Source organism: Pseudomonas sp. HP_01 (genome assembly GCF_055284355.1).
In genome coordinates this window covers 146,602-171,716 of the sequence record NZ_JBTOPV010000067.1, presented here as the reverse complement: position 1 = coordinate 171,716, position 25,115 = coordinate 146,602, and the positions used below count along the sequence as shown (strand labels likewise).

At 57.3% G+C, this 25,115-nt stretch carries 22 protein-coding genes; 14 read left to right on the top strand and 8 right to left on the bottom strand.

Translation table 11 applies throughout. The annotated features are described in order from the left end of the window. Positions 1-121: 121 nt before the first annotated feature. A complete protein-coding gene (locus tag ACYAR8_RS23620; RefSeq protein WP_463581202.1) occupies positions 122-1,147 on the bottom strand; it encodes a LysM peptidoglycan-binding domain-containing protein in 1,026 nt (341 codons plus the stop codon). 141 nt (positions 1,148-1,288) lie between these two features. On the opposite strand from ACYAR8_RS23620, the gene def reads away from it, so the two are divergent. The 4 genes from def to trkA all read left to right on the top strand — a co-directional run bounded on the left by def (position 1,289) and on the right by trkA (position 5,626). After that, positions 1,289-1,795 (top strand): peptide deformylase, encoded by a 507-nt coding sequence (gene def / locus ACYAR8_RS23615; protein ID WP_463581201.1) that lies wholly within the window; start codon positions 1,289-1,291, stop codon positions 1,793-1,795. Between the two features lie 134 nt (positions 1,796-1,929). Continuing rightward, positions 1,930-2,889 (top strand): methionyl-tRNA formyltransferase, encoded by a 960-nt coding sequence (fmt, locus tag ACYAR8_RS23610; protein ID WP_463581200.1) that lies wholly within the window; start codon positions 1,930-1,932, stop codon positions 2,887-2,889. Next, positions 2,886-4,205, top strand: coding sequence for a 16S rRNA (cytosine(967)-C(5))-methyltransferase RsmB (gene rsmB / locus ACYAR8_RS23605; RefSeq protein ID WP_463581199.1), 1,320 nt, complete (start codon positions 2,886-2,888; stop codon positions 4,203-4,205). Before fmt ends, rsmB begins: the two co-directional genes overlap by 4 nt. Positions 4,206-4,252: 47 nt before the next feature. Continuing rightward, positions 4,253-5,626 carry a Trk system potassium transporter TrkA gene (trkA, locus tag ACYAR8_RS23600; protein WP_074886153.1) on the top strand — a complete coding sequence of 458 codons (1,374 nt, stop codon included), beginning with the start codon at positions 4,253-4,255 and terminating at the stop codon, positions 5,624-5,626. A 142-nt stretch (positions 5,627-5,768) separates the two neighbouring features. On the opposite strand, the gene ACYAR8_RS23595 is transcribed toward trkA, so the two are convergent. Both ACYAR8_RS23595 and ACYAR8_RS23590 read right to left on the bottom strand, forming a co-directional pair. Further along, positions 5,769-6,656, bottom strand: a complete 888-nt coding sequence (locus tag ACYAR8_RS23595) for a lysophospholipid acyltransferase (RefSeq protein WP_074886151.1) — start codon at positions 6,654-6,656, stop codon at positions 5,769-5,771. Between the two features lie 39 nt (positions 6,657-6,695). Then, on the bottom strand, positions 6,696-7,268 hold the full coding sequence (locus ACYAR8_RS23590) for a DNA-3-methyladenine glycosylase I (RefSeq protein ID WP_463581198.1): 573 nt from the start codon (positions 7,266-7,268) through the stop codon (positions 6,696-6,698). 82 nt (positions 7,269-7,350) lie between these two features. On the opposite strand from ACYAR8_RS23590, the gene glyQ reads away from it, so the two are divergent. Genes glyQ through ACYAR8_RS23570 form a run of 4 tightly spaced genes read left to right on the top strand, consistent with a single transcriptional unit; the run spans position 7,351 to position 11,746 of the window. Continuing rightward, positions 7,351-8,298: a glycine--tRNA ligase subunit alpha gene (glyQ, locus tag ACYAR8_RS23585; protein WP_065988033.1), complete on the top strand. Its 948-nt coding sequence runs from the start codon at positions 7,351-7,353 to the stop codon at positions 8,296-8,298. Continuing rightward, positions 8,295-10,349: a glycine--tRNA ligase subunit beta gene (gene glyS / locus ACYAR8_RS23580; RefSeq protein WP_074886146.1), complete on the top strand. Its 2,055-nt coding sequence runs from the start codon at positions 8,295-8,297 to the stop codon at positions 10,347-10,349. The genes glyQ and glyS overlap by 4 nt, the downstream gene beginning before the upstream one ends. Before the next feature lie 11 nt (positions 10,350-10,360). Then, the gene (gene gmhB, locus ACYAR8_RS23575; RefSeq protein WP_175514146.1) at positions 10,361-10,918 is read left to right on the top strand and encodes a D-glycero-beta-D-manno-heptose 1,7-bisphosphate 7-phosphatase; all 558 of its coding nucleotides are present in this window, start codon (positions 10,361-10,363) and stop codon (positions 10,916-10,918) included. Positions 10,919-10,975: 57 nt separating this feature from the next. After that, entirely contained in the window at positions 10,976-11,746 is a 771-nt protein-coding gene (locus ACYAR8_RS23570; protein WP_074886143.1) for a lysophospholipid acyltransferase family protein, read from the top strand. A 182-nt stretch (positions 11,747-11,928) separates the two neighbouring features. Here ACYAR8_RS23570 and ACYAR8_RS23565 read toward each other — a convergent pair whose 3' ends face one another. Then, the gene (locus tag ACYAR8_RS23565; protein WP_217648305.1) at positions 11,929-13,116 is read right to left on the bottom strand and encodes an MFS transporter; all 1,188 of its coding nucleotides are present in this window, start codon (positions 13,114-13,116) and stop codon (positions 11,929-11,931) included. Positions 13,117-13,427: 311 nt separating this feature from the next. Here ACYAR8_RS23565 and ACYAR8_RS23560 point away from each other — a divergent pair, with 311 nt between their 5' ends. Further along, a complete protein-coding gene (locus ACYAR8_RS23560; protein WP_463581197.1) occupies positions 13,428-14,573 on the top strand; it encodes an acyltransferase family protein in 1,146 nt (381 codons plus the stop codon). A gap of 58 nt (positions 14,574-14,631) precedes the next feature. Beyond that, complete coding sequence (locus ACYAR8_RS23555) at positions 14,632-15,780, top strand: acyltransferase family protein (protein ID WP_463581196.1); 1,149 nt, start codon at positions 14,632-14,634, stop codon at positions 15,778-15,780. A 63-nt stretch (positions 15,781-15,843) separates the two neighbouring features. On the opposite strand, the gene gyrB is transcribed toward ACYAR8_RS23555, so the two are convergent. Genes gyrB through dnaA form a run of 4 tightly spaced genes read right to left on the bottom strand, consistent with a single transcriptional unit; the run spans position 15,844 to position 22,057 of the window. Beyond that, positions 15,844-18,261 (bottom strand): DNA topoisomerase (ATP-hydrolyzing) subunit B, encoded by a 2,418-nt coding sequence (gene gyrB, locus ACYAR8_RS23550; protein WP_065988041.1) that lies wholly within the window; start codon positions 18,259-18,261, stop codon positions 15,844-15,846. A gap of 4 nt (positions 18,262-18,265) precedes the next feature. Then, complete coding sequence (gene recF / locus ACYAR8_RS23545; RefSeq protein WP_074886135.1) at positions 18,266-19,369, bottom strand: DNA replication/repair protein RecF; 1,104 nt, start codon at positions 19,367-19,369, stop codon at positions 18,266-18,268. Between the two features lie 13 nt (positions 19,370-19,382). Continuing rightward, entirely contained in the window at positions 19,383-20,486 is a 1,104-nt protein-coding gene (gene dnaN, locus ACYAR8_RS23540) for a DNA polymerase III subunit beta (RefSeq protein ID WP_065988045.1), read from the bottom strand. A gap of 35 nt (positions 20,487-20,521) precedes the next feature. Further along, positions 20,522-22,057 (bottom strand): chromosomal replication initiator protein DnaA, encoded by a 1,536-nt coding sequence (dnaA, locus tag ACYAR8_RS23535; protein ID WP_074886132.1) that lies wholly within the window; start codon positions 22,055-22,057, stop codon positions 20,522-20,524. Positions 22,058-22,642: 585 nt separating this feature from the next. Between dnaA and rpmH the strand changes: the two genes are divergently transcribed. The 4 genes from rpmH to yidC are packed head-to-tail and all read left to right on the top strand — an operon-like array spanning position 22,643 to position 25,115. Next, the gene (gene rpmH / locus ACYAR8_RS23530; RefSeq protein WP_002551315.1) at positions 22,643-22,777 is read left to right on the top strand and encodes a 50S ribosomal protein L34; all 135 of its coding nucleotides are present in this window, start codon (positions 22,643-22,645) and stop codon (positions 22,775-22,777) included. 16 nt (positions 22,778-22,793) lie between these two features. Then, the gene (gene rnpA, locus ACYAR8_RS23525) at positions 22,794-23,195 is read left to right on the top strand and encodes a ribonuclease P protein component (protein WP_074886129.1); all 402 of its coding nucleotides are present in this window, start codon (positions 22,794-22,796) and stop codon (positions 23,193-23,195) included. Then, entirely contained in the window at positions 23,188-23,433 is a 246-nt protein-coding gene (yidD, locus tag ACYAR8_RS23520; protein ID WP_074886126.1) for a membrane protein insertion efficiency factor YidD, read from the top strand. Before rnpA ends, yidD begins: the two co-directional genes overlap by 8 nt. Positions 23,434-23,435: 2 nt before the next feature. Then, complete coding sequence (gene yidC, locus ACYAR8_RS23515) at positions 23,436-25,115, top strand: membrane protein insertase YidC (protein ID WP_463581195.1); 1,680 nt, start codon at positions 23,436-23,438, stop codon at positions 25,113-25,115.

Sequence of the window (25,115 nt, the reverse complement as noted above, 5' to 3'; positions counted from 1 at the left end):
ATCTTCCTTGATCCGTGGTCCACCTTAATCAATGGACCAACCTGTGGATAAGTCTGTTAACAACAATTTGATAAGTGAAGCATGCCGGTGGAGAAAAGTGATTTACAGCTGATACATAGCATTACGGATTGCGGACTTTGTCCTGCACCGCCAGAGATCGGGTTGCGTGCAGCACCATGGCGTAACTCAGTCGCTCGTACGTGCGAAAGACCATTAGCAGCCCTGAACGCTCGTCGGGAATTTTGACATGATCACCATTGACCCGATCGCGCACCGTCTCACCAGTCTTGTAGATCGCCAACACGTTACCTTCAGCCAGGCCATCTAGGCGGCCACGATCAATGGTGACCACGTCGAACTCACCGATCTGGGTCACGCCCCGCGGTACGTCGATGATGGTGCCGTCGACGGGTTGCTGAGGCTCACTGGGGACAAAAGTAGAATTGATTCGGCGCTCTTCACTGACAAAAAGTCGGTCGCCAAGGCGCACTTCCTGGGTCGAGCGCTGCATTTGCAACGTCGCCACATCACCTTCCGTGGCGATGACTTCGCCGCTGCCGATGTCATCGGCATTGATGCCCAGCACCACGCCGGTGACCGGATCGACGTAGGTCTTGCCCTTGCGATAGATGCCGTACGCCACATGGCTCGGCTCGAACTGTCCGCGTGCATAGATGCGATCACCCGCGCCACTGAGCACCCGCTCGCCAGGGCCTGCCACGACATGAGGCGCGGCTTCAAACTGACCGGCGTTATCGATGATTCGGTTGTTCAGCAAAAAGGCATTGATTGCGCCCAGCGGAATGGTCGGAATCGCCTCGGCAATCGGCGTACTGCGCACACGCGGGGACAGTTTGATGGTCCCCCGTGACGCGCCGCGATTGACCACTATTCGTGGCTGACCATCAACGTAAATCAGGTTGAGCGTATCGCCGGGGTAGATCAGATCAGGGTCGTGAACCTGTGGATTGGCGCGCCAGAGCTGCGGCCACTTCCAGGGCTGGTTAAGAAATTTTCCGGAAATGTCCCAAAGTGTGTCACCGGCGACAACGGTGTAACTCTGTGGATGGCCATCCCTGAGCTGTACTTGCGCCTGGACAAGGCCTGTCGCGGCCAACAGCAGCAGGGCGAGTAGTGATTTCCTCATGCGGTGAATCCCTTTATCATGTTGGCTTCGCGTGAAACGCTGAGTCTTGCGAGACTTCCGGTTTTACTAGGGCTGCAGCTTGTGACGTCCCAAGCCTAGCAGCCGATTTTGACTTTACCCTACAGTGCATCCCTTACGCATATGGCCATTCTAAACATCCTCGAATTTCCCGATTCGCGCCTGCGCACCATCGCCAAGCCGGTGGCCGAAGTGGACGACAGCATTCGCCAGTTGGTCGACGACATGTTTGAAACCATGTACGAAGCACCTGGCATCGGCCTGGCCGCGTCGCAGGTTAACGTACACAAGCGCGTGGTGGTGATGGATCTCTCCGAAGATCGCAGCGAGCCGCGGGTGTTCATCAACCCCGAAATCGAGCCGCTGACCGACGAGATGGACCAGTACCAGGAAGGCTGTCTGTCTGTTCCGGGTTTCTACGAGAACGTGGATCGCCCGCAACGGGTCAAGGTGAAGGCGCTGAACCGTGACGGCCAGCCCTATGAATTCATCGCCGAGGGCCTGCTCGCCGTGTGCATCCAGCACGAATGCGATCACCTGAACGGCAAGCTGTTCGTTGATTACCTGTCCAATCTCAAGCGCGACCGGATCAAGAAAAAGCTGGAAAAACTCCACAAGCAAAACGCCTGATCCTGCCATCCTCCTTTCTACTGTAGGAGTGCGATTGCCCGCGACTGGGACCTGTCCTCTGATGCATCCGTCGGCTGACACCATGCTATCCGCGGGCATGCGCGCTTCTATCGTCATACCTCACAGAGAAACCCATGACTGAGCCACTGCGCATCGTGTTCGCCGGCACCCCGGAATTCGCCGCGGAGCATTTGAAAGCCCTGCTCGACAGTCCCCACGACGTTATTGCGGTGTACACACAGCCAGATCGCCCGGCCGGTCGTGGTCAGAAGCTGATGCCGAGCCCGGTCAAGCAGCTTGCCCTCCAGCACAACATTCCTGTCATGCAGCCGCCTACCTTGCGCACACCCGAAGCCCAGGCCGAGCTGGCCGCATTGCACCCGGACCTGTTGGTTGTCGTTGCCTATGGCCTGATCCTGCCGCAGACCGTGCTGGACATTCCGCGTCTGGGTTGCATCAACAGTCACGCTTCGTTGCTGCCACGCTGGCGCGGTGCTGCGCCGATTCAGCGCGCGGTGCAGGCAGGCGATGCCGAAAGCGGCGTGACGGTCATGCGCATGGAAGCGGGCCTGGACACCGGCCCGATGCTGCTCAAGGTGACGACCCCTATTACGGGCGAAGACACCGGAGGCACGCTGCATGATCGTCTCGCTGAGCTCGGCCCGACTGCGGTGATTCAAGCCATCGCCGGACTGGCTGACGGCACACTGATAGGCGAAGTGCAGGACGACAGTCTCGCCACTTACGCGCACAAGCTGAATAAAGACGAAGCGCGCATCGACTGGAGTCGCCCGGCGGTTGAGCTGGAGCGACTGGTACGCGCCTTTAACCCATGGCCGATTTGCCACACCACGCTCAACGGCGAAGCGCTGAAGGTGCTGGCCGCGCAGTTCGCCGACGGGGAGGGCGCGCCCGGCAGCATCATCGACGCCAGTAAAGAAGGTCTGCTGGTCGCGTGCGGGAGTGGAGCACTGCGTCTGACCCGTCTGCAACTGCCAGGCGGCAAGCCTCTGGGCTTCGCTGACCTGTTCAACAGCCGCCGCGAGAAGTTCGCCGTCGGCACCGTCCTCGGCCAAGCGGTGGATGCGCAATGAACCCGCGTCTGGCCGCAGCCAAGGCGCTGGCTGCCGTACTGAGTGGCAAGGCATCGCTAAACAGCTCTTTGCCCACCCAACTGGACAAGGTTGAAGACCGCGACCGTGGCCTCACTCAGGACCTGGCATTTGGCACCGCGCGTTGGGAGCCAAGGCTGTCCGCGCTGGCGGCCAAGCTGCTGCAGAAACCTTTCAAAACCGCTGATAACGACGTGCAAGCTTTGTTGCTGGTAGGTCTGTATCAACTCTTCTATTCGCGTATCCCCGCTCACGCCGCTATCGGCGAAACCGTAGGCTGCGCCGACAAGCTGAAAAAACCGTGGGCAAAAGCGTTGCTCAATGCTGTGCTGCGTCGAGCCCAACGGGAGGGCGAGGCATTGCTGACGGAGCTGGAACACGATCCGGTGGTGCGCACCGCTCATCCACGCTGGCTGCAAAAAGCGCTGAAAGCTGCGTGGCCTGAGCATTGGGAAGCTATTTGTGCGGCGAACAACGCCCACCCGCCGATGATTTTACGGGTCAACCGCCGGCACAAAATCCGCGAGCAGTACCTTCAGCTGTTGCTGGAAGCAGGCATTGGCGCAACGCCGAGCACGTTCAGCCAGGACGGCATCGTGCTCACCGAACCGGGCGATGTTCGTTCGCTCCCAGGTTTCGCCGATGGCTGGATCAGCGTTCAGGATGAGGCCGCGCAACTGGCCGCCGACTTGCTGGAGTTGGCGCCGGGTCAACGCGTGCTGGACGCCTGTTGCGCGCCCGGAGGCAAGACCTGCCATCTGCTGGAAGTACAACCGGGCCTCACGGGCGTGGTCGCAGTGGATCTTGAAGCCAAGCGCATGGTGCGGGTCAAAGAGAACCTCGATCGCCTGGGCCTGAGTGCCGAACTCATCGCCGCCGACGCCCGCGCCACCGATCTATGGTGGGACGGCAAACCGTTCCAGCGCATTCTGCTCGACGCGCCTTGCTCGGCGACTGGCGTGATTCGTCGCCACCCCGACATCAAGCTGACCCGCCAGGCAGATGACATTCCGGCGCTCGCAACGCTGCAAGGCGAATTGCTCGACGCGCTGTGGCCGACGCTGCAGGTCGGCGGCATCTTGCTGTACGCCACGTGCTCGACGCTGCCAACTGAAAACACCGAAGTCATCGAGGCATTCCTGGCGCGTACGCCGGGTGCTCGTGAGCTGGATATCGCCGGTCAGCAAGGCAATCCACCCCCTGGCTTGAAGCAGCCCCACGGCCGTCAGTTGCTGGCCCAGGAAGGCGGGCATGACGGGTTTTACTACGCCAAACTGATCAAGATTGCGGCGGCGTGAAGACGATTGCCCGGTATGACTGAATCATCATTTCAAGGAGAGACTGATTGAAGATCATCATCCTCGGCGCAGGGCAGGTTGGCGGTACGCTGGCTGAGCACCTGGCGAGCGAAGCCAACGACATCACCGTCGTGGACACCGATCAGGATCGTCTGCGGGCGTTGGGTGATCGCCTCGATATCCGTACCGTACATGGTCGCGGCTCGTTCCCGACCGTGCTGCGTCAGGCCGGTGCCGACGACGCCGACATGCTGGTGGCCGTGACCAGCAGCGACGAGACCAACATGGTCGCCTGCCAAGTCGCGTACACGCTGTTCCAGACCCCGACGAAGATTGCCCGTGTTCGCGAATCGGCGTACCTGACTCGCTCAGGGCTTTTCGCCAACGGTGCCATTCCCGTGGACGTGCTGATCAGCCCTGAGCAAGTCGTCACCCATTACATCAAACGGCTCATCGAATACCCCAGCGCCCTGCAAGTGATCGACTTCGCCGGTGGCAAAGTCCAGATGGTGGCGGTCAAGGCTTACTACGGTGGGCCTCTGGTGGGGCAGCAACTGCGCCAGTTGCGCACGCACATGCCCAATGTCGACACGCGGGTCGCTGCCATTTTCCGTCGCGACCGTCCGATCATTCCTCAGGGCGATACGGTTATCGAGGCTGACGACGAGGTCTTTTTCATCGCTGCCAAGGCGGACATTCGCGCCGTCATGGGAGAGATGCGTCGCCTGGATGTGAGCTACAAGCGCATCGTGATTGCAGGCGGCGGCCAGATTGGCGAGCGGCTGGCGGAGGCCATCGAGAACCGCTATCAGGTCAAGATCATCGAGATGAATGCCGCTCGATGCCGTCACCTCTCCGACACGCTCAACAACACGGTGATCCTGCAAGGCAGCTCCTCCGATCGCGACCTGCTCGTGGAAGAGAACATCGACAACGCCGACTTGTTTCTGGCACTGACCAACGACGACGAGGCGAACATCATGTCGTCGTTGCTGGCCAAACGTCTCGGCGCGAAGAAGGTGATGACGATCATCAACAACCCGGCGTATGTCGATCTGGTGCAAGGCGGGGAGATTGATGTCGCCGTCAGCCCACAGCTCGCCACCATCGGTACGTTGCTGGCCCACGTGCGGCGCGGCGATATTGTCAGCGTGCACTCATTGCGTCGGGGCGCCGCTGAAGCCATCGAGATCGTCGCCCATGGCGATGCCAGATCCAGCAAAGTGGTTGGCAAAGCCATCATGCACATCAACCTGCCGCCCGGCACGACCATCGGCGCCATCACCCGCGCCGATCAAGTCATCATCGCCCATGACAGCACGGTGATCGAATCAGGCGATCACGTGGTCATGTTCCTTGTGGATAAAAAGTACATCCGCGACGTGGAGCGACTGTTTCAGGTGGGATTGAGCTTTTTCTGACTCTGGGCAGACGCCTTTTACGTAGGAGCGCGCTGGCCCGCGAAAAATGGTAGGCCTGACATAGCTGTGTCGGATGTACCTACTTTTCGCGGGCAAGCGCGCTCCTACAGGTGATCGCTGGCCTGCTGGGCTCAGCGTCTGATCAATACCAGCGCTTCTCGCCCTCGGGGCGTTTCTTGAAGCGCTTCATGGTCCACATGTATTGGCTTGGATAGGCCCGCACGTACTTTTCAACCACCTTGCTCATGGCCGCTGCCGACGTTGCGGTGTCGGTGCTGTACATGTCGTCCGGCGCGGCTTCGAGTACGACCTTGTAGCCAGAGCCATCCTCCAGACGCATCGCGTGGAGGAACACCCCTACTGCTTTGCCGCCCGCCAGCATGTTCGGCACGAACTTGCTGGTCAGCGCCATTGTTCCGCAGAAGGGTACGAATATGCCTGCTGACTCAGCGGGTTCCGGATCCGCAGGGATGCCGACCGAGCCACCTTTGCGCACTTCCTTGATGACGCTGAGAATGCCTTCCTTGGTGGACGCTGCGACACGGTTGCCCAATTGCACGCGCTGCTTGCGCAGCAGATCATCCACGGCCTTGAGCTTGGGTGGCCGGTAGAAAATGATCGGTTTGCACTGGCTGCAATAGAAGTGGTTGAGCACTTCCCAGTTGCCCAGATGGCTGGTGATACCGACGACACCCTTGCCCGATGCCAGGGCGTCTTTCAACACCTGAAGCCCTTCGACTTCGCGAACCAGATTGATTGACTTCTGCGCCGGCCAGATCCACGCACAGGCGCTTTCGGTCAGGGTCTTGCCGATGTCCATCAGGCTGCGACCAACCAGTGCTTCGAGTTCTGCAGGGCTCAGCTCGGGGAAGCATTTGGACAGGTTGATGCGTGCGACATCGCGGGACCGGTTAGGCAACTTCCACATCAGCCAGCCAATGCAGGTGCCGACCCATTGCACTGCGCGCCACGGCAACAGGGCAAACAGCCGCAATGCGCCAACCATCAAGGCGCCTTTGAACTTATCCACAGATCACTCCCGAATACATGAGGCGGCCATTGTAACCATTCATGGGAGCCGATTATCCACATCACCCGCCAGCTCGGCGTATCGATCGCAGTCAACCGTATGGTCCATCACCATTCCGGTGGCCTGCATGTACGCATAGCAGATGGTCGGGCCAACGAAGGTGAAGCCGGCTTTCTTCAGCGCTTTGCTCATCTCTTCGGCCTCTGGCGTAATGGCCGGGACTTCGCTGCGGTCCTTGAAGTGATTGACCTTCGGCTTGCCGCCGACGAAGGACCAGACAAACGCAACCGGATCCTCCAGCCGCAACCAAGCCAGGGCGTTTTTGCGCGCGGCGTTGAGTTTGAGGCGGTTGCGGACAATGCCGGGCTCCAGCATCAGCGCTTCGATTTCAGCATCGGTCATCGCGGCAATGCGCTGGACGTCGAAGCCGAACATCACTTCGCGGTAACGCTCACGCTTTTTCAGGATGGTGATCCACGACAGTCCAGCCTGGAACCCTTCGAGCAACAGGAACTCGAACAGCATCTGCGCATCGCGCAACGGCACACCCCACTCTTGATCGTGGTAGTCCATGTAAAGCGGATCTTCGTTGCACCAAAAGCAGCGTGGCATAGGGCTCCCAAGGGTGGAGGCGCGGCCGAATCGGGTATACTCCCGCTCTTTAAATCGCAGCCCCCCAGTACAGGTGAATTTCGTGAGCCAGCCTACGCCAGCCGTGCGTACCTTCCAAGACTTGATCCTCGCCCTCCAGCAATACTGGGCTGAGCAAGGTTGTGTGGTACTTCAGCCCTACGATATGGAAGTGGGCGCCGGCACTTTCCACACCGCTACGTTTCTGCGCGCCATCGGCCCGGAAACCTGGAACGCCGCCTACGTACAACCGAGCCGTCGTCCTACCGATGGCCGTTATGGCGAGAACCCGAACCGCCTGCAGCATTACTACCAATTTCAGGTTGTTCTGAAGCCCAACCCTGACAACTTCCAGGAGCTGTACCTTGGCTCGCTGAAGCACGTGGGTCTTGACCCGCTCGTGCACGACGTCCGCTTTGTCGAAGACAACTGGGAATCCCCAACCCTCGGCGCCTGGGGCCTGGGTTGGGAGATCTGGCTGAACGGCATGGAAGTGTCGCAATTCACCTATTTCCAACAAGTCGGCGGTATCGAGTGCTACCCGGTTACCGGCGAAATCACCTATGGCCTCGAACGTCTGGCGATGTACCTGCAAGGCGTCGAGTCGGTCTACGACCTGGTCTGGACTGACGGGCCGTTCGGCAAGGTCACCTACGGCGATGTGTTCCATCAGAACGAAGTGGAGCAATCGACCTACAACTTCGAACACGCCAACGTCGACAAACTGTTCGAGCTGTTCGATTTCTATGAAAGCGAAGCCGTGCGCCTGATCGAAGTGGAGCTGCCATTGCCGAGCTACGAAATGGTCCTCAAGGCCTCTCACACCTTTAACTTGCTGGATGCACGTCGCGCGATTTCCGTGACGGCGCGTCAGCAGTACATTCTGCGCGTCCGCACCCTGGCTCGCTCCGTGGCCCAGGCTTACCTGATGGCCCGGGCCAAGCTCGGCTTCCCTATGGCCGCGCCCGATATTCGTGATGAAGTGTTGGCCAAGCTGGAGGCTGCGCAATGAGTGCTCAAGATTTTCTGGTTGAACTGGGCACCGAAGAACTGCCACCCAAAGCATTGAATACCCTGGCCGATGCATTCATGGCCGGTATCGAAAAAGGCCTGCACGCTGCCGGCCTGACCTACAGTGCCAAACAGGTTTATGCCGCGCCACGTCGTCTGGCCGTGCTGATCACTCAGCTCGCCACCGAGCAGCCGGATCGCAGCGTCAACCTGGATGGCCCGCCACGTCAGGCGGCGTTTGATGCCGAGGGCAATCCGACCCAGGCCGCCCTGGGCTTCGCCAAGAAGTGCGGTGTGGACCTGAGTGAGATCGATCAGAGCGGCCCGAAGCTGCGCTACAGCCAGAGCATCCCTGGCAAGCCGACGTTGAGCCTGCTGCCGACCATCATCGAAGATTCGCTGAACGACCTGCCGATTCCGAAGCGCATGCGCTGGGGTGCTCGCAAGGAAGAATTCGTACGTCCGACCCAATGGCTGGTCATGCTGTTTGGCGATCAGGTCGTTGACTGCACCATTCTTGCCCAGACGTCCGGCCGTGAATCCCGGGGCCATCGCTTCCATCACCCGGAAAGCGTGCGCATTTCGTCGCCGGCCAACTACGCCAGCGACCTGCGCGCGGCCCACGTGCTTGCGGATTTCAACGAGCGTCGTCAGTTGATCAGCAAGCGCGTCGAAGAGCTCGCCACGCAACACGAAGGCACCGCCATCGTGCCGCCGGCATTGCTCGATGAAGTGACTGCGCTGGTCGAGTGGCCCGTGCCGCTGGTGTGCTCGTTCGAGGAACGTTTCCTTGAAGTGCCGCAGGAAGCCCTCATCACCACGATGCAGGACAACCAGAAGTATTTCTGTCTGCTGGATGCCGAAGGCAAGCTGTTGCCGCGCTTCATTACCGTCGCGAACATCGACAGCAAGGACCCATCTCAGATTGTCCACGGTAACGAGAAAGTCGTTCGTCCACGTCTGACCGACGCCGAGTTCTTCTTCAAGCAGGACAAGAAGCAGAAGCTGGAGACGTTCAACCAGCGCCTGCAGAACGTGGTGTTCCAGGCGCAACTGGGCACGGTGTTCGACAAGGCCGAGCGCGTTTCCAAGCTCGCCGCGTTCATCGCGCCACGCATTGGAGGCGATGCTCAGCGCGCCGCACGTGCAGGCTTGCTGTCCAAGTGCGACCTGGCGACCGAGATGGTTGGCGAGTTCCCCGAGATGCAGGGCGTTGCAGGCTACTACTACGCGCTGGCTGACGGCGAACCCGAAGACGTCGCACTGGCGTTGAACGAGCAGTACATGCCACGCGGTGCTGGCGCTGAATTGCCAGGCACGTTGACCGGCGCCGCAGTCGCCATTGCGGACAAGCTCGACACACTCGTGGGCATCTTCGGCATCGGCATGCTGCCGACCGGCAGCAAAGACCCATACGCACTGCGCCGGGCCGCGCTCGGCATCCTGCGCATCCTGATCGAGAAGAAGCTGGATCTCGACCTGGTCAAAACCGTGCAGTTCGCCGTCGCTCAGTTTGGTGTGAAGATCAAACCTGCTGGCCTGCCAGAGCAGGTGCTCGAATTCATCTTCGATCGCCTGCGTGCGCGCTATGAAGACGAAGGCGTCGACGTTTCCGTCTACCTGTCGGTGCGCGCCTTGCAGCCGGCTTCGGCTCTGGACTTCGATCAACGTGTGCAGGCGGTTCAGGCCTTCCGCAAATTGCCTGAGGCTGCCGCACTGGCCGCCGTGAACAAGCGGGTTTCCAATCTGCTGAGCAAAGCAGACGGTAACATCGCCCAGACCGTCGAGCCGAAGTACTTCGATAACGCCAACGAGTTCTCGCTTTACTCGGCCATTCAGCAGGCAGATCAGGCGGTAGCGCCGATGTCCGCCAGCCGTCAGTACAACGAAGCGCTGACGCGTCTCGCAGCACTTCGCGAGCCGGTGGATGCGTTTTTTGAAGCAGTGATGGTCAACGCGGAAGACGCCAGTGTGCGAGCCAACCGTTATGCCTTGCTTGCCCGTCTGCGCAATCTGTTCCTCGGCGTTGCCGACATCTCTTTGTTGAGCTGACAGCGGAGCGCATGCCAGTGAAGTTGCTGATTCTCGACAGGGACGGGGTGATCAACCAGGACTCCGATGCCTACATCAAGTCGGTGGACGAGTGGGTTCCGATTCCAGGTTCCATCGAGGCCATTGCGCAACTGAGCAAGGCCGGCTGGACGGTGGCAGTGGCCACCAACCAGTCCGGCATCGCTCGCGGTTACTACGATCTGGCCACCCTCGATGCCATGCACGCACGCTTGCGTGAACTCGTGGCGGAGGAGGGTGGTGAGCTCGGACTGGTCGTTTATTGTCCCCATGGCCCGGACGCCGGCTGCGATTGCCGCAAGCCAAGACCGGGCATGCTGAAGACAATTGCCAGCCATTACGCCGTCGATTTGGGTGACGTGTGGTTTGTAGGCGACAGCAAGGGTGACCTGGAGGCGGCGGTGGCCGTCGACTCACAACCTGTTCTGGTCCTGACCGGCAAAGGTCAGAAGACGCGAAGCGGTGCTCTACCCGCAGGCACGTTGGTTTTCGATGATCTGGCGGCGGTTGCCGCAGAACTTATTCACAACAGCGCCCCGTTGAACGGCTAACGGCTATTCAACGGCTCGCTCAATTCGGGCAATTGCCCCGTAACGGTAAAAGCAGCTATGTCGATTGTGCAGGCCATCAGGATTTTCTTCTTTTACCTGCTGCTGGGCACTACTGCCCTGCTGTGGTGTTCGCTGAGTTTCTTTATTGCACCTTTCCTGCCGTTCCGTCTTCGCTATCGCTTCATCAATGTCTACTGGTGCCGCTGCGCCTTATGGCTGACCCGCGTGTTCCTCAACATCAAGGTCAACGTCACCGGACATGAGAACATCCCAGAGACGCCGTGCGTGATCGTCTCCAATCACCAGAGTACGTGGGAAACGTTTTTTCTCTCGGCCCACTTTCAGCCTTTAAGCCAAGTACTGAAGCGTGAGTTGCTATACGTCCCGTTCTTCGGTTGGGCCATGGCGATGCTGCGTCCCATCGCCATCGACCGCAACAATCCCAAAGCGGCGCTGAAGGTTGTGGCTAAGAAGGGCGATGAGTTGCTCAAAGATAGGGTCTGGGTGCTGATCTTTCCTGAGGGCACACGCGTGCCTTACGGCCAGATCGGAAAATTCTCGCGCAGCGGTTCGGCACTGGCGGTTAACGCGGACTTGCCCGTCCTGCCTATCTCACACAATGCTGGCCGCTATTGGCCTAAAGAAGGTTGGGGTAAAAAGCCGGGCACCATCGAAGTCGTGATTGGCAAACCGATGTACGCGGAAGGCGCTGGCCCTCGCGCAATCGCTGCGCTGAATGATCGCGTCTCGGCGTGGAACGAGCAAATCCAACGTGACCTGGGATCGCCCGCAGTGCCTGCGCCCGCCCCCGAGAAATCACCGGCGTGAATTGTGGATAACCTGTGCACGAATAAATTGAAATTCCATAAATTAGCGTCTAACTCGTTAATTTGATTACTTATTTCTTACGACGCTTACCGCGTCCAAAACGTGCATAAGTTTTTTCCAACGACAGCCAATGGGCTGAAAATACCGGTCTTGAGCCTGTGCAGCCAAGACCGATGTTCCAGTCAAGCCGTTCTGGCCGGCGCTGATCCCCACAGACTGCATAACGCCCCCATACCGACCAGTACAATCCCTCCACTCGCGGCCGCTACAAATCCCATCGCGGGAGAAACGCTGTCGATCGCGAATCCCACCATTGGTGCGGACAGCGTCTGGCCTATTCGGTAAGCCGAATCGTGCAGCCCCATCACTTCACCTCTCACGCTGGAAGGCGCCAGCTTGGCAACCGCTTCCGAACCTGCAGCCAACGTCGGCGTGCACAGTAAGTTGGTGGGCAATAGCGCGAGCATCAGCCACCACCAGACGTCGTCAAAGAACACCACGGGCAGCAGCAGCAGGCTCATCGCCAAGGCAAGTTTCATTTGTGACCACGACCTGTGGACAACACCGTGGACATACCCGCCCACGATCGACGCTACGGACATGGCGGCGATGACATACCCGGTAAAGGCAAGTTGATCGCTTGCGCGCAGTACGGCGATCAGTGCCAGCTCGGTGCCGTACAGCACGAACAACGCACCCGCGCTGACAAACATCACGGCCATCAGAGGGCGGCTCATCCATGTGCGGAGCTTAGGTCGCACGCGATCCGGATTTTCAGCGACTTCGTCCACATTGCGCGTAGGCCAGTTCAACACGTAGAGCACAACATAGGAGAGCGCTCGCCAGAGACCGATTCCTGCCAGCGTTGCAGTGGCCGAATAGGTAGTGATCAACAGGATACCGCTGGCGGGCCCGATGACGAATGAGAGCTCCATGAGCATCATGTTGAGCGAGTAGGCAGGTCGGCGCTGATCTTCCGGCACCAGGCTGGCGACGAACTGCCGGGCAAGCGATCCCGTCGGCACGGTAAACAGCCCGGCCACGAAAGCCAGAAGCACATAAAGCCAATAGCTCACCATGGGAAGCAGTATCCAGGCGAGGGTCGACAGCGTGCCGCACACGGCCACCACCGGGCGTAGTCCATGACGGTCAATCATTCGGCCGAGCAGGGGAGAGCCCACCGCGAATCCGAGGGCGGTCGCTGTCCCCACCACGCCGGCATCAAAATAGCTGCCGCCCATTTCGTTGAGAACGTGCAGGCTCAGCGTGAGCCCCATGATGGTCAGCGGCAGACCCGCAACGAACATGAACAACGTTGCAGGCAGCACTCGAGGGATGGCCAGTACTTTCTGGTATTTGCGAATCGACATATGACTCAGGCTCCTTGGTCTTCCATCTGTCCTGATGAAACGGTTCACTCGGCGGGTATCTAGGTTCCCTCCACTGCAGGTGGCCTATCAAGGCCTACCGACACGTCCGCCTCTCAAAAACTATCGTTCATGTTTAAGGGCCAAATTATTGGCTGACAAGGCATGCAGCTTATCCGCAGCCCCATTAGGGATGCCAATTAGACGCGCAGCCTACCCAGTGTATCGTTCAAGCTCAAAACCATTTAGAACCCTCTCGATATCGCGCGTCCCCGACCGCGTGAGCGTCACAGCGGTGAATGGATCGATCCGACATGACCCTGATTTCGCGCGGAGGCAGTATGAGTACGTTGGGTGACCTGGCGTCCAGACGAAACAACAATTTCAACCTGATCAGAATGCTTGCCGCCACTGCGGTACTGATTTCCCACGGTTACCCGCTCGCACTCGGCCATGATGCGGTCGAGCCGCTCTCTGACTGGCTCGGCCTCTCCCTTGGTGATGTGGCGGTAATCACATTCTTCTGCGTCTCCGGCTTTTTTATCTCGCTTAGCCGCGATCGCGCGGACAGCACGATGGATTTCCTCACCGCTCGGTTTCTGCGTATCTACCCTGGACTGACACTTGTGCTGCTGCTGAGCGTGTTCCTCATCGGGCCCATGTTTACGACACTGAGTGCGTCGGAATATTTCCGCTCAGGTGAAACATACGGTTATGCGACCCACAACTTGACGCTGCTCAGCATGAAGTTCCACCTGCCTGGTGTGTTCGAGAACAACCCGTGGCCCGGTATCAACGGGTCACTATGGACGCTCTTTTATGAGGTGGCGTTCTACATGCTGGTCAGTGCGCTTGGCGCATCCGCCTTCTACAGTGAAGGCCGTAAATTCGCCGGCTTTCTAATGTTCTATGCGGCACTGTATGTAGCCTTCAAAACCCTGATATTGAACAACGCGCTGTTCAATGACTTCTACGGCGTCGAGTCTTTCTTCACGTGGAGCTTGCCATTTGTGCTGGGCATGTCCTTCTACCGATATCGTCAGCACATCCAGCATCGACTCATTGGCTTCCTGCCTTTCGCCGTACTAGCCGTCTGCACATGGCGCACACCCTATTTCTTCGAATGCTTTGTTCTGGTTTGGACGTATCTGATTTTCTACCTCGGGTTCGCAACGCACCCCACGATCGACCGTTATAACCAGCTGGGTGATTACTCGTACGGCGCCTATATCTACGGCTTCCCGATTCAGGAAATTCTGGCCGATCTGTTCAAAGGCATCGGCCCTCTCAGCATGATGCTGCCCGCCTTTCCACTTGTGATACTGGCCGCCATATTCTCTTGGCACTTCATCGAGAGGCCAGCCATGGCACGGCGCCGTGAGCTTGCCTGGTTTTTGAGCAGCTGCCTGGACACCGTGAAAACCCTTTGGCCTAAAGCCGGGAAGGGTAGCGCGAGATGACCTGCGCTCAGAGGGAAAATCGAAACGCATTCAGTATGGATTCGACAGGGAGTTCGAGATGAAGAGATTTCAAGTGCTGGACGGTTTTAGGGGCATCTGCGCACTTAGCGTTGCGGTCTATCACATCCATATTTCGCAGAGCTTCGGGGAATGGGCGTTCTTCAGAAATGCTCATTACCTGGTGAGCTTTTTCTTCGTCCTGAGCGGCTTTGTCATGTTTCACACCTATGCCCAGCGCCTGGCCACCACGGACCAGTTCAGGCAGTTTTTCATCACACGCAGCTTCCGACTGTACCCGTTGCACGTCTTTGTACTCGTATTCGCCATCGCATTGGAGGTAGTGAAGCTGGGCGCTGAGCATGCCGGCATAGCGTTCAATCAGCCCAGCTTCACCGGGCAGCGCGCGCCCCAGGAAATCATTCCCAACCTGCTGCTGTTGCAATCCTGGTGGCCAGGATTCAATCCCCAGTCGTTCAACTTTCCCGCCTGGAGCATCAGTGTCGAGTACTACATCTACATGATCTTCGCGGGGATCCTCTTGTGTACCCCACGCTTCGCCACGCTGATATTTTCGATGATTTCGTTGATGGCTACGGTGTGCCTGGCCTTGGGACTTGCCTATCTGATGGAGCCCGCACTGCAGGGTCTGTCTTGTTTCTTTGCAGGCGTGCTGACCTACCACCTCTACCGGGTTATCCACAACATGAGCCTGCCGCGCTGGCTGCACACGGCTCTGGAAGTCGCAGGGATCTGCCTGATAGTCAGCTTGCTGGTGAGTGACATTGATCACAAGCAGATCATTCTGACGTTGGGCTTCTGCGTGCTCATGTTGATCTTCTCCTTTGAGGGAGGGGTGATCTCGACCTTGCTGAAGGCTCGCCCGTTCGAGAACCTGGGCGCGCTGTCCTACTCGATCTACATGACCCATGCGATGGTTCTATTCGCCTTTACCCTCGCCATGCTGCTTGTAGGGAAACTCACTGGTTACGCCATCGTCACTTATCCTGCAGGAGCGCCAAGTCCAACGCTGTCCTTGAACAACGTAGTGGCTGACAACGCTCTGCTCCTCGCTCTGTTGATCATTATCGTGGGCGTATCTGTGGTCAGCCACCGCCTCATTGAACAGCGCGGGATTGAATGGGGCAAACGGTTGACCAAGAGAGGAAGAACCACGTCGGCAGTTAACCCCATCAAAATCGTGAGCTGAACCCTCAAACAAAACAGCCCCAACGATTCGCATCGTTGGGGCTGTTTTGTCAGCGGGTGAACCTTAGAAATCCAGGTTCGACACCGCCAGTGCGTTGGCTTCAATGAAGTCCCGACGCGGTTCAACCGCATCACCCATCAAGGTGTTGAAGATCTGATCAGCGCCAATGGCGTCTTCGATCGTCACCTTGAGCATGCGTCGAACGCTCGGGTCCATCGTGGTTTCCCACAGTTGATCCGGGTTCATTTCACCCAAACCTTTGTAGCGCTGAATCGTGTGACGCTTTGTGCTCTCTGCCATCAACCAGGCCAGCGCTTCCTTGAACTCGGTGACCGCTTTCTTGCGTTCGCCACGTTGAACGTAAGCGCCTTCTTCGAGCAGCGTGCTGATCTGAGCACCCAGCGCAGTGACTGTTTTATAGTCATTGCTGCCGAAGAAATCGCGGTTGAACGTTACGTAGTTAGACAAACCATGGGAGATCAGCTCGACCTCTGGCAACCACACGTTACGCTCACGGTCTTCACGCAAACTGGCCTTGTAGACCAAACCGGACTTCTCACCCACGCGCAGGCGCTCATCAAATTTCGCCAGCCACTCTTGCATGGCCGCATGATCCGACAACTGCTCCATAGGTACAGCCGGCAGGTAGACGAAGTGCTCGGTTAGCTCTTGCGGGTACAGGCGAGACAGACGTTTCAGAGTCTTCATGACCATGCGGAAGTCGTGAACCAGTTTCTCCAGTGCTGCACCGGAGATGCCAGGCGCCGACTCATTCAAGTGCAGGCTCGCATCTTCAAGGGCCGACTGGGTCATGTACTCTTCCATGGCGTCGTCGTCTTTGATGTACTGCTCTTGCTTGCCTTTCTTCACTTTGTACAAAGGCGGTTGAGCAATGTAGATGTAGCCACGCTCAACCAGTTCCGGCAATTGACGGAAGAAGAAGGTCAGCAACAAGGTACGGATGTGCGAGCCGTCGACGTCCGCATCGGTCATGATGATGATGTTGTGGTAACGCAGCTTTTCGATGTTGTATTCGTCACGGCCAATACCGCAGCCCAGTGCCGTGATCAACGTGCCCACTTCCTGGGACGAAATCATCTTGTCGAAGCGTGCCTTTTCCACGTTCAGAATCTTGCCCTTGAGTGGCAGGATGGCCTGAGTCTTACGGTTACGTCCCTGCTTGGCGGAGCCGCCCGCAGAGTCACCTTCCACGAGATACAGTTCGGAAAGGGCAGGGTCTTTCTCTTGGCAGTCGGCCAGTTTGCCTGGCAGGCCTGCGATATCCAGCGCACCTTTGCGACGAGTCATCTCACGTGCTTTACGCGCCGCTTCACGAGCACGCGCTGCATCGATCATCTTGCCGACAACGGCTTTCGCTTCGTTCGGGTTCTCAAGCAGGAAGTCAGAGAAGTACTTGCCCATCTCCTGCTCAACCGCCGTCTTCACTTCTGAAGACACTAGCTTGTCTTTCGTCTGCGAGCTGAACTTCGGATCGGGTACCTTGACGGAGATGATCGCTGTCAGGCCTTCACGCGCATCGTCACCGGTAGTAGCGACCTTGTGCTTCTTAGCCAGACCTTCCTGCTCGATGTAGTTGTTCAAGTTGCGTGTCAGAGCAGAACGGAAGCCAACGAGGTGCGTACCACCGTCACGCTGTGGAATGTTGTTGGTAAAGCACAACAGGTTCTCGTTGAAGCTGTCATTCCACTGCAGGGCAATCTCAACGCCTATGCCATCTTCACGCTGGATGTTGAAGTGGAAAACCTGATTCACAGGTGTTTTATTGGTGTTCAAGTACTCAACGAATGCGCGCAAACCGCCTTCATACTTGAACAGCTCCTCTTTGCCGCTGCGCTCGTCTTTAAGAACAATACCCACACCGGAGTTGAGAAACGACAGCTCACGAATGCGCTTGGCCAGGATGTCCCAGCTAAAATGGATGTTCTTGAACGTTTCAGAGGAGGGCTTGAAGTGAATCTCGGTACCCGTGGTATCACTTTCACCAACGATTTGCATCGGCTCTTGTGGAACACCATGGACGTACGTTTGCTCCCATACTTTTCCACTGCGGCGGACAGTGAGGTTCAAAACCTCGGACAGCGCGTTGACCACTGAAACGCCCACACCGTGCAGACCGCCGGATACTTTGTAGGAGTTGTCGTCAAACTTACCACCGGCGTGCAGCACAGTCATGATGACTTCGGCTGCGGAAACGCCTTCTTCTTTATGCACATCGACCGGAATGCCACGACCGTTATCGCGAACAGTGATCGATTCATCCGGGTGAATGATGATGCTGATGTCGTCACAGTGACCGGCCAACGCCTCGTCAATCGAGTTGTCCACAACCTCAAACACCATATGGTGGAGGCCGCTGCCATCGTCTGTGTCGCCGATATACATACCAGGACGCTTGCGTACGGCATCGAGCCCTTTCAGCACTTTGATGCTGGTCGAGTCGTACGTTTGGTTTTCGCTCATGCCTTCACTCCCGGTGGTCGTGGGTCTGGGTGATATTGCCGTGTTCCACGTGGAACAAAGCAACTGGCGTTTCCGTCTGCCAGCCTTCCCTCAACAATTCATGATCTACGCAGGTGATAAATACCTGGCAGCGTAATTCTTCCAGCAGGCGACATAGCGCACCGCGGTGATTCTCATCGAGCTCCGATGGCAGATCGTCGACGAGGTAAATACATTGGCCACGACGGGCCGTGCTGACTAGATGTCCCTGAGCAATGCGCAGGGCGCAGACCACAAGTTTCTGCTGCCCACGGGAAAGGATATCCGCCGCATTGTGCCCACCCAATCGCAGGCGTAAGTCTGCACGTTGCGGCCCCGCCTGCGTGTGACCCATCTGCTGATCGCGGTAAAGCGAAGATGCCAGTACGTCACTCAGATTTTTTTCCTTGTCCCATCCTCGATAGTAACTAAGCGTCAGCCCATCGATCTGAACAAGCTCACTCAAGGTTTGCTCGAATACTGGCTTCAACGCCTTGATATAGGCGCGCCGAAACTCGTCAATTTCATCGCTGGCAAGGCACAGTTCACGGTCCCATGCCGCCTGCGAAGCGGCGTCAAGTGTACCATGCCGAAGCCACGAGTTACGCTGCCTGAGGGCCTTCTGGAGCCGCTGCCAAGTCGACATGAAACGAGGTTCCACGTGGAACACTCCCCAATCCAAAAACTGACGACGGATCTTGGGAGCGCCTTCAAGAAGCCTGAAGCTGTCCGGGTTAATCAGCTGCAGCGGCAATGTCTCTGCAAGTTGCGCGGCGCTTTTGGCGTTCTGGCCATCGATACGGATCTGAAAATCTCCCTGACGATCACGGGAAATGCCCAGACTGCTATGGCCACCCTCGGCAAGTTCCACCTGGCCAAAGACAGTGCAAGCAGGTTGCTCGTATTGGATAACCGGCTGCAGCCGTACGCTGCGGAACGAGCGCGCCAAGCCCAGGAGATAGATGGCTTCAAGGACACTGGTTTTACCACTGCCGTTGGCGCCATACAGGATGTTGATGCGGGGAGAAGGAGAGAAGGTCACCGGTTGCAGATTGCGCACCCCGGTGACCGAGACGCGGCTAAGAGACATTAATCAACTGCTGTTACAGGCGCATCGGCATGACGACGTAGGCCGAGTCGTCATTACCTGATTCCTGCACCAAAGCGCTGCTGTTCGAATCAGAGAGAATCAGACGGACTTGCTCCGTGGTCATGACACCCAGTACGTCGAGCAGATAACTCACGTTGAATCCGATCTCGAGAGAGCTGCCATTGTAGTCGACGCTGATTTCTTCCTCGGCCTCTTCTTGCTCCGGGTTATTCGCTTGAATCTTCAGCTGACCGTTGGCCAATTGAAGACGAATGCCTCGATACTTCTCGTTGGAGAGAATCGCAGTGCGGCTGAACGCTTCTCGAAGTGCTTGACGATCACCCACAACAAGCTTGTCGCCGCCCTTGGGAAGCACTCGCTCGTAGTCCGGGAATTTGCCGTCGACCAATTTGGATGTGAACGTAAACTCGCCCGTGGTCGCACGAATGTGATGCTGACCCAGCACGATACTGACCAGCCCATCTTGCTCGGTTAGCAGCCGCGCCAGTTCCAGAATACCCTTACGCGGAACGATCACCTGGTGACGGTCAGCCTGCTCGATCTCTGCAGCCATGGAGCACATCGCAAGACGATGTCCATCAGTAGCCACCGCGCGCAGAATGCCCGACTGAACCTCCAGCAGCATGCCATTGAGGTAATAACGAACGTCCTGCTGAGCCATGGCAAAGCTGGTGCGCTCAATTAAACGGCGCAATTTACTTTGAACAAGGCTGAACGTCAGCGAACCCGGACCTTCCTCGACAGTAGGGAAGTCGTTGGCAGGCAGGGTGGAAAGCGTGAATCGGCTGCGGCCGGCTTTGACAATCAGCTTTTGCTCGTCGAGCTTGATGTCGATGAGCGCGTCATTTGGGATGCTTTTGCAGATGTCCATCAGCTTGCGCGCAGGAACGGTGATCTCGCCCGGTTCTGCAGGCTCTTCCAACTGTACGCGGCCGACCAGCTCGACTTCGAGGTCAGTACCGGTCAAAGACAACTGCTGGCCCTCAACGACCAGTAGTACGTTCGAAAGAACCGGCAAGGTCTGACGGCGTTCAACGACGCCCGCGACCAGTTGCAGGGGTTTCAACAGGGCTTCGCGTTGAATGGTGAAATGCATGGTCTAGTCCCTTGCCTTGATAAGCTGCGTCGGTATCACGTTGTCAAAGTCCGCAGCAGGTTCTTGTAGTCCTCGCGGATGTCCGCATCGGATTCTTTAAGCTCATTGATCTTCCGGCACGCGTGCAAGACCGTTGTGTGATCGCGGCCGCCAAACACGTCGCCAATTTCGGGAAGGCTGTGATTGGTCAGTTCCTTTGACAAGGCCATTGCCACTTGCCGCGGTCTTGCAACGGACCTGGAACGGCGTTTGGACAGCAGGTCGGAGATCTTTATCTTGTAGTACTCGGCAACAGTCCGCTGAATGTTATCCACACTCACCAGCTTGTCCTGCAACGCGAGCAAATCCTTCAATGACTCGCGGATCAGCTCGATCGTGATGTCGCGGCCCATGAAGTGCGAGTGAGCGATGACGCGCTTGAGCGCACCCTCGAGCTCACGCACATTGGAACGGATTCGCTGCGCAATAAAAAACGCAGCGTCGTGAGGGAGATCGACCTTCGCCTGATCCGCCTTCTTCATCAAAATCGCGACCCGCGTTTCCAGCTCCGGGGGCTCCACGGCAACCGTAAGGCCCCAACCGAAACGTGACTTGAGGCGCTCTTCAAGACCTTCGATTTCTTTGGGGTAGCGGTCGCTCGTGAGAATGACCTGCTGACCGCCTTCGAGAAGCGCGTTGAAGGTGTGGAAAAACTCTTCCTGGGAACGTTCCTTACGCGCAAAGAATTGAATGTCATCAATCAGCAGTGCGTCGACGGAGCGGTAGAAGCGTTTGAACTCATTGATGGCATTGAGCTGTAGCGCTTTGACCATGTCCGCCACAAATCGCTCCGAGTGCAAATACACCACTTTGGCATTCGGGTTCTTCTTGAGCAGGTGGTTACCCACAGCATGCATCAAGTGAGTTTTACCCAAGCCTACACCACCATAAAGGAAGAGCGGGTTGTAGCCATGCTTGGGATTGTCGGCAACCTGCCAGGCGGCAGCCCGCGCCAGTTGGTTGGACTTGCCCTCAACAAAGTTTTCGAATGTGAAGGTCCTGTTGAGATAGCTGGTGTGCTTCAGCGCGCCCTCAACCTGAACATTACGCTGCTCCGCGCGCGCAGGCGCTTGCTGGGAGCTCGCGCCAGCCATCGGATCGAAGCTCGCCCTTGAAGGCTCATCCTCGACATTCAGAGAGGTCTGAATCATCGGAGCGGGCGTCGCGACGGATTGCGGAGCTCGCGCTGCAACCGGCGCTTCGCTGGTGGCTGCAATCTCAGCCGCCTGAGATGCGGCTACCGCCGCAGCGAGTGGTGCGTTCGGGGCGGCACGTGGGGCAGAGCTACGCTTGCTGCCTATTAATAAGGACAGTGCCGGCGCAATTCCCTGACCGTGCTCGCCCAGCAACTCGAGCAACCTACCCAGGTACTTCTCATTAACCCAGTCCAGGACAAATCGATTGGGCGCATACACGCGCAGTTCATCGCCTTCGGCTTCAACCTGTAAAGGACGGATCCAGGTGTTGAATTGCTGGGCAGGCAGCTCATCGCGCAAAAGCTCAACGCATTGCTGCCAAAGTTCCACTGACACAAATATCCCCTAGATTCTGAAGCCGGCGCGGCAAAAACAAGCCGCCATTGTAACCACCCGTAGCTGACTTATCCACACGAAGGTAGGGCGCGAACGCACTAAACCCACCGTAAAGCACTGAAAAAGATGACGGCCGGTGGATAGTTAAGGTCTGTGGATAACCACGCTTCAGCTCTCTGCATAACACCACCCTGAAATCTGTGGATAAAGTGAATGTGGATAACTAGCTGGTTTACGCACAGCTTGTATTCAGCTGCCGCACAGCAGGAGCACTGCTTGTGGACAGAGTTTCATTCCTCTGTACATCAGGCAAATAAAGGCCTTCAGGCTTTTATCCACAGAAAACCTCTCCTTAAGCTTTTATAAGCTTTACAAAAAAGCTTTAAATACCTTCCTTCTTTATTTCTATATCTACGCATCCGAGGATGCTTCGACGGATTGGCCGCTGTCGTCGAATTGCACTCAGGAACTAAATGCAAGAAACGTTGGTTGGAAATTGACCTGCGAGCCCGCTTTCTCTAGAATCCCCGGTCTCTTAAAACGGGGGCCATTCCGGCCCGTTGTGGACGAACCAGGTAACACGCCATGAAACGTACTTTCCAACCCAGCACTATCAAGCGCGCTCGCACCCACGGTTTCCGTGCTCGTATGGCCACCAAAAACGGTCGCGCAGTTCTGTCGCGTCGTCGCGCCAAAGGCCGTAAGCGTCTGGCAGTTTGATTAATCGGCACAGGTGGTGAGTCAGGACTTCAGTCGGGAAAAGCGCTTGCTGACACCCCGGCATTTCAAGGCAGTCTTTGACTCCCCCACCGGCAAGGTTCCGGGGAAAAATCTCCTGCTCCTTGTGCGCAACAACGACCTTGATCATCCCCGTCTCGGGCTGGTGATCGGGAAGAAGAGCGTGAAGCTCTCCGTCGAGCGCAACCGTTTGAAACGCCTGATGCGTGAGTCGTTTCGCCTTCACCAGGACAACCTGGTCGGATGGGATATCGTCGTCGTCGCACGCAAAGGCTTGGGTGATATTGAAAACCCCGAATTGATTCAGCATTTCGGCAAGCTCTGGAAACGTCTGGCGCGTAGCCGGCCCAATCCCGAACTTAAAACCGAAACTGCGGGGGTAGACAGTCCTGATGCGTAAACTGGCGCTCGTTCCGATCCAGTTTTACCGCTATGCCATCAGTCCTCTGATGGCCAGTCACTGTCGTTTCTACCCCAGTTGCTCCTGCTACGCGTACGAGGCCATTGAAAATTATGGTCTGGTGCGTGGTGGCTGGCTGACCTTACGTCGCTTAGGTCGGTGTCATCCGTGGAATCCCGGTGGTTATGACCCGGTTCCACCTGCTCCCACCTCCCGTTCCTCTTCGATGGCCGAGTAATCATGGATATTAAACGCACGATCCTGATCGTCGCCCTGGCAATCGTGACCTATGTCGGTGTCCTGAAATGGAACCAGGACTATGGTCAGGCTGCCTTGCCGACTCAGAATGTTGCTGCCAACACCAATACATCCGCTATTCCTGATGCTCCGCAAGGTTCAGCGACTGCCAATGCAGACGTTCCTAGCGCCACCGGAGAAGTCGCTGCGCCGGCTGAAACCCCGGTGGCCGCCAGCAAAGATCTGATTCAGGTGAAGACAGACGTCCTCAATCTGGAAATTGATCCGGTAGGTGGCGACGTGGTGCAACTTCGTTTGCCGCTCTATCCACGCCGTCAGGATCACCCCGAAATTCCTTTCCAGCTGTTCGATAACGGCGGTGAGCGGATTTTCCTCGCTCAGAGCGGGCTGACTGGCGCCAATGGTCCTGATGCCCGATCCACTGGTCGTCCTGTTTACTCGGCCACGCAAAAAAGCTACCAGCTGGCTGATGGACAGAACGACTTGGTCGTTGACCTGAAATTCAGCGATGGCGGTGTTAACTACATCAAGCGCTTCACGTTCAAACGCGGGCTGTATGACCTGACCGTCTCTTACGTGATTGACAACCAGAGCGCGCAGCCTTGGAACGGTAACCTGTTCGCCCAGCTGAAACGCGATGCGAGCGCTGATCCATCCTCGACTACCGCTACTGGCACCGCCACCTACCTGGGTGCTGCGATGTGGACACCTTCGGAACCCTATAAAAAGGTTTCCATGAAGGACATCGACAAAGGGTCGGTCAAGGATACTGTCCAGGGTGGATGGGTCGCCTGGCTACAGCACTACTTCGTGACCGCCTGGATCCCGAACAAGGCTGACAGCAACACCGTCACAACCCGTAAAGACAGTGCAGGCAATTACATTATCGGTTTCACCGGTCCGGCAATGACGGTCGCACCTGGCGCAAAAGCCGAGACGACTACAACGCTTTATGCCGGTCCGAAGAGTCAGGCAGTCCTGAAAGAGTTGTCCCCAGGTCTGGAACTGACAGTGGATTACGGCATTTTGTGGTTCATTGCCCAGCCTATTTTCTGGCTGCTGCAACATATCCACAGCATCGTCGGCAACTGGGGCTGGTCGATCATCTTCCTGACCATGTTGATCAAAGGGCTTTTCTTCCCTCTGTCGGCAGCCAGTTACAAGTCCATGGCACGCATGCGTGCAGTCGCTCCACGCCTTGCCGCGTTGAAAGAGCAACATGGTGACGATCGTCAGAAGCTGTCTCAGTCGATGATGGAGCTGTACAAGAAAGAGAAGATCAACCCGTTGGGTGGATGCTTGCCGATTCTGGTACAGATGCCGGTTTTCCTGTCGCTGTACTGGGTACTGCTTGAAAGCGTCGAGATGCGCCAAGCGCCTTGGCTGCTGTGGATAACCGACCTGTCGATCAAGGATCCGTTCTTTATCCTGCCGATCATCATGGGCGCTACCATGTTCATCCAGCAGCGTTTGAACCCGACACCTCCGGACCCGATGCAGGCCAAGGTCATGAAGCTGATGCCAATCATCTTCACGTTCTTCTTCCTGTGGTTCCCGGCTGGTCTGGTGCTGTACTGGGTTGTGAACAACACCTTGTCCATCACCCAGCAGTGGTACATCACCCGCAGCATCGAAGCGAAAGCCAAGAAAGCTGATGCCTGA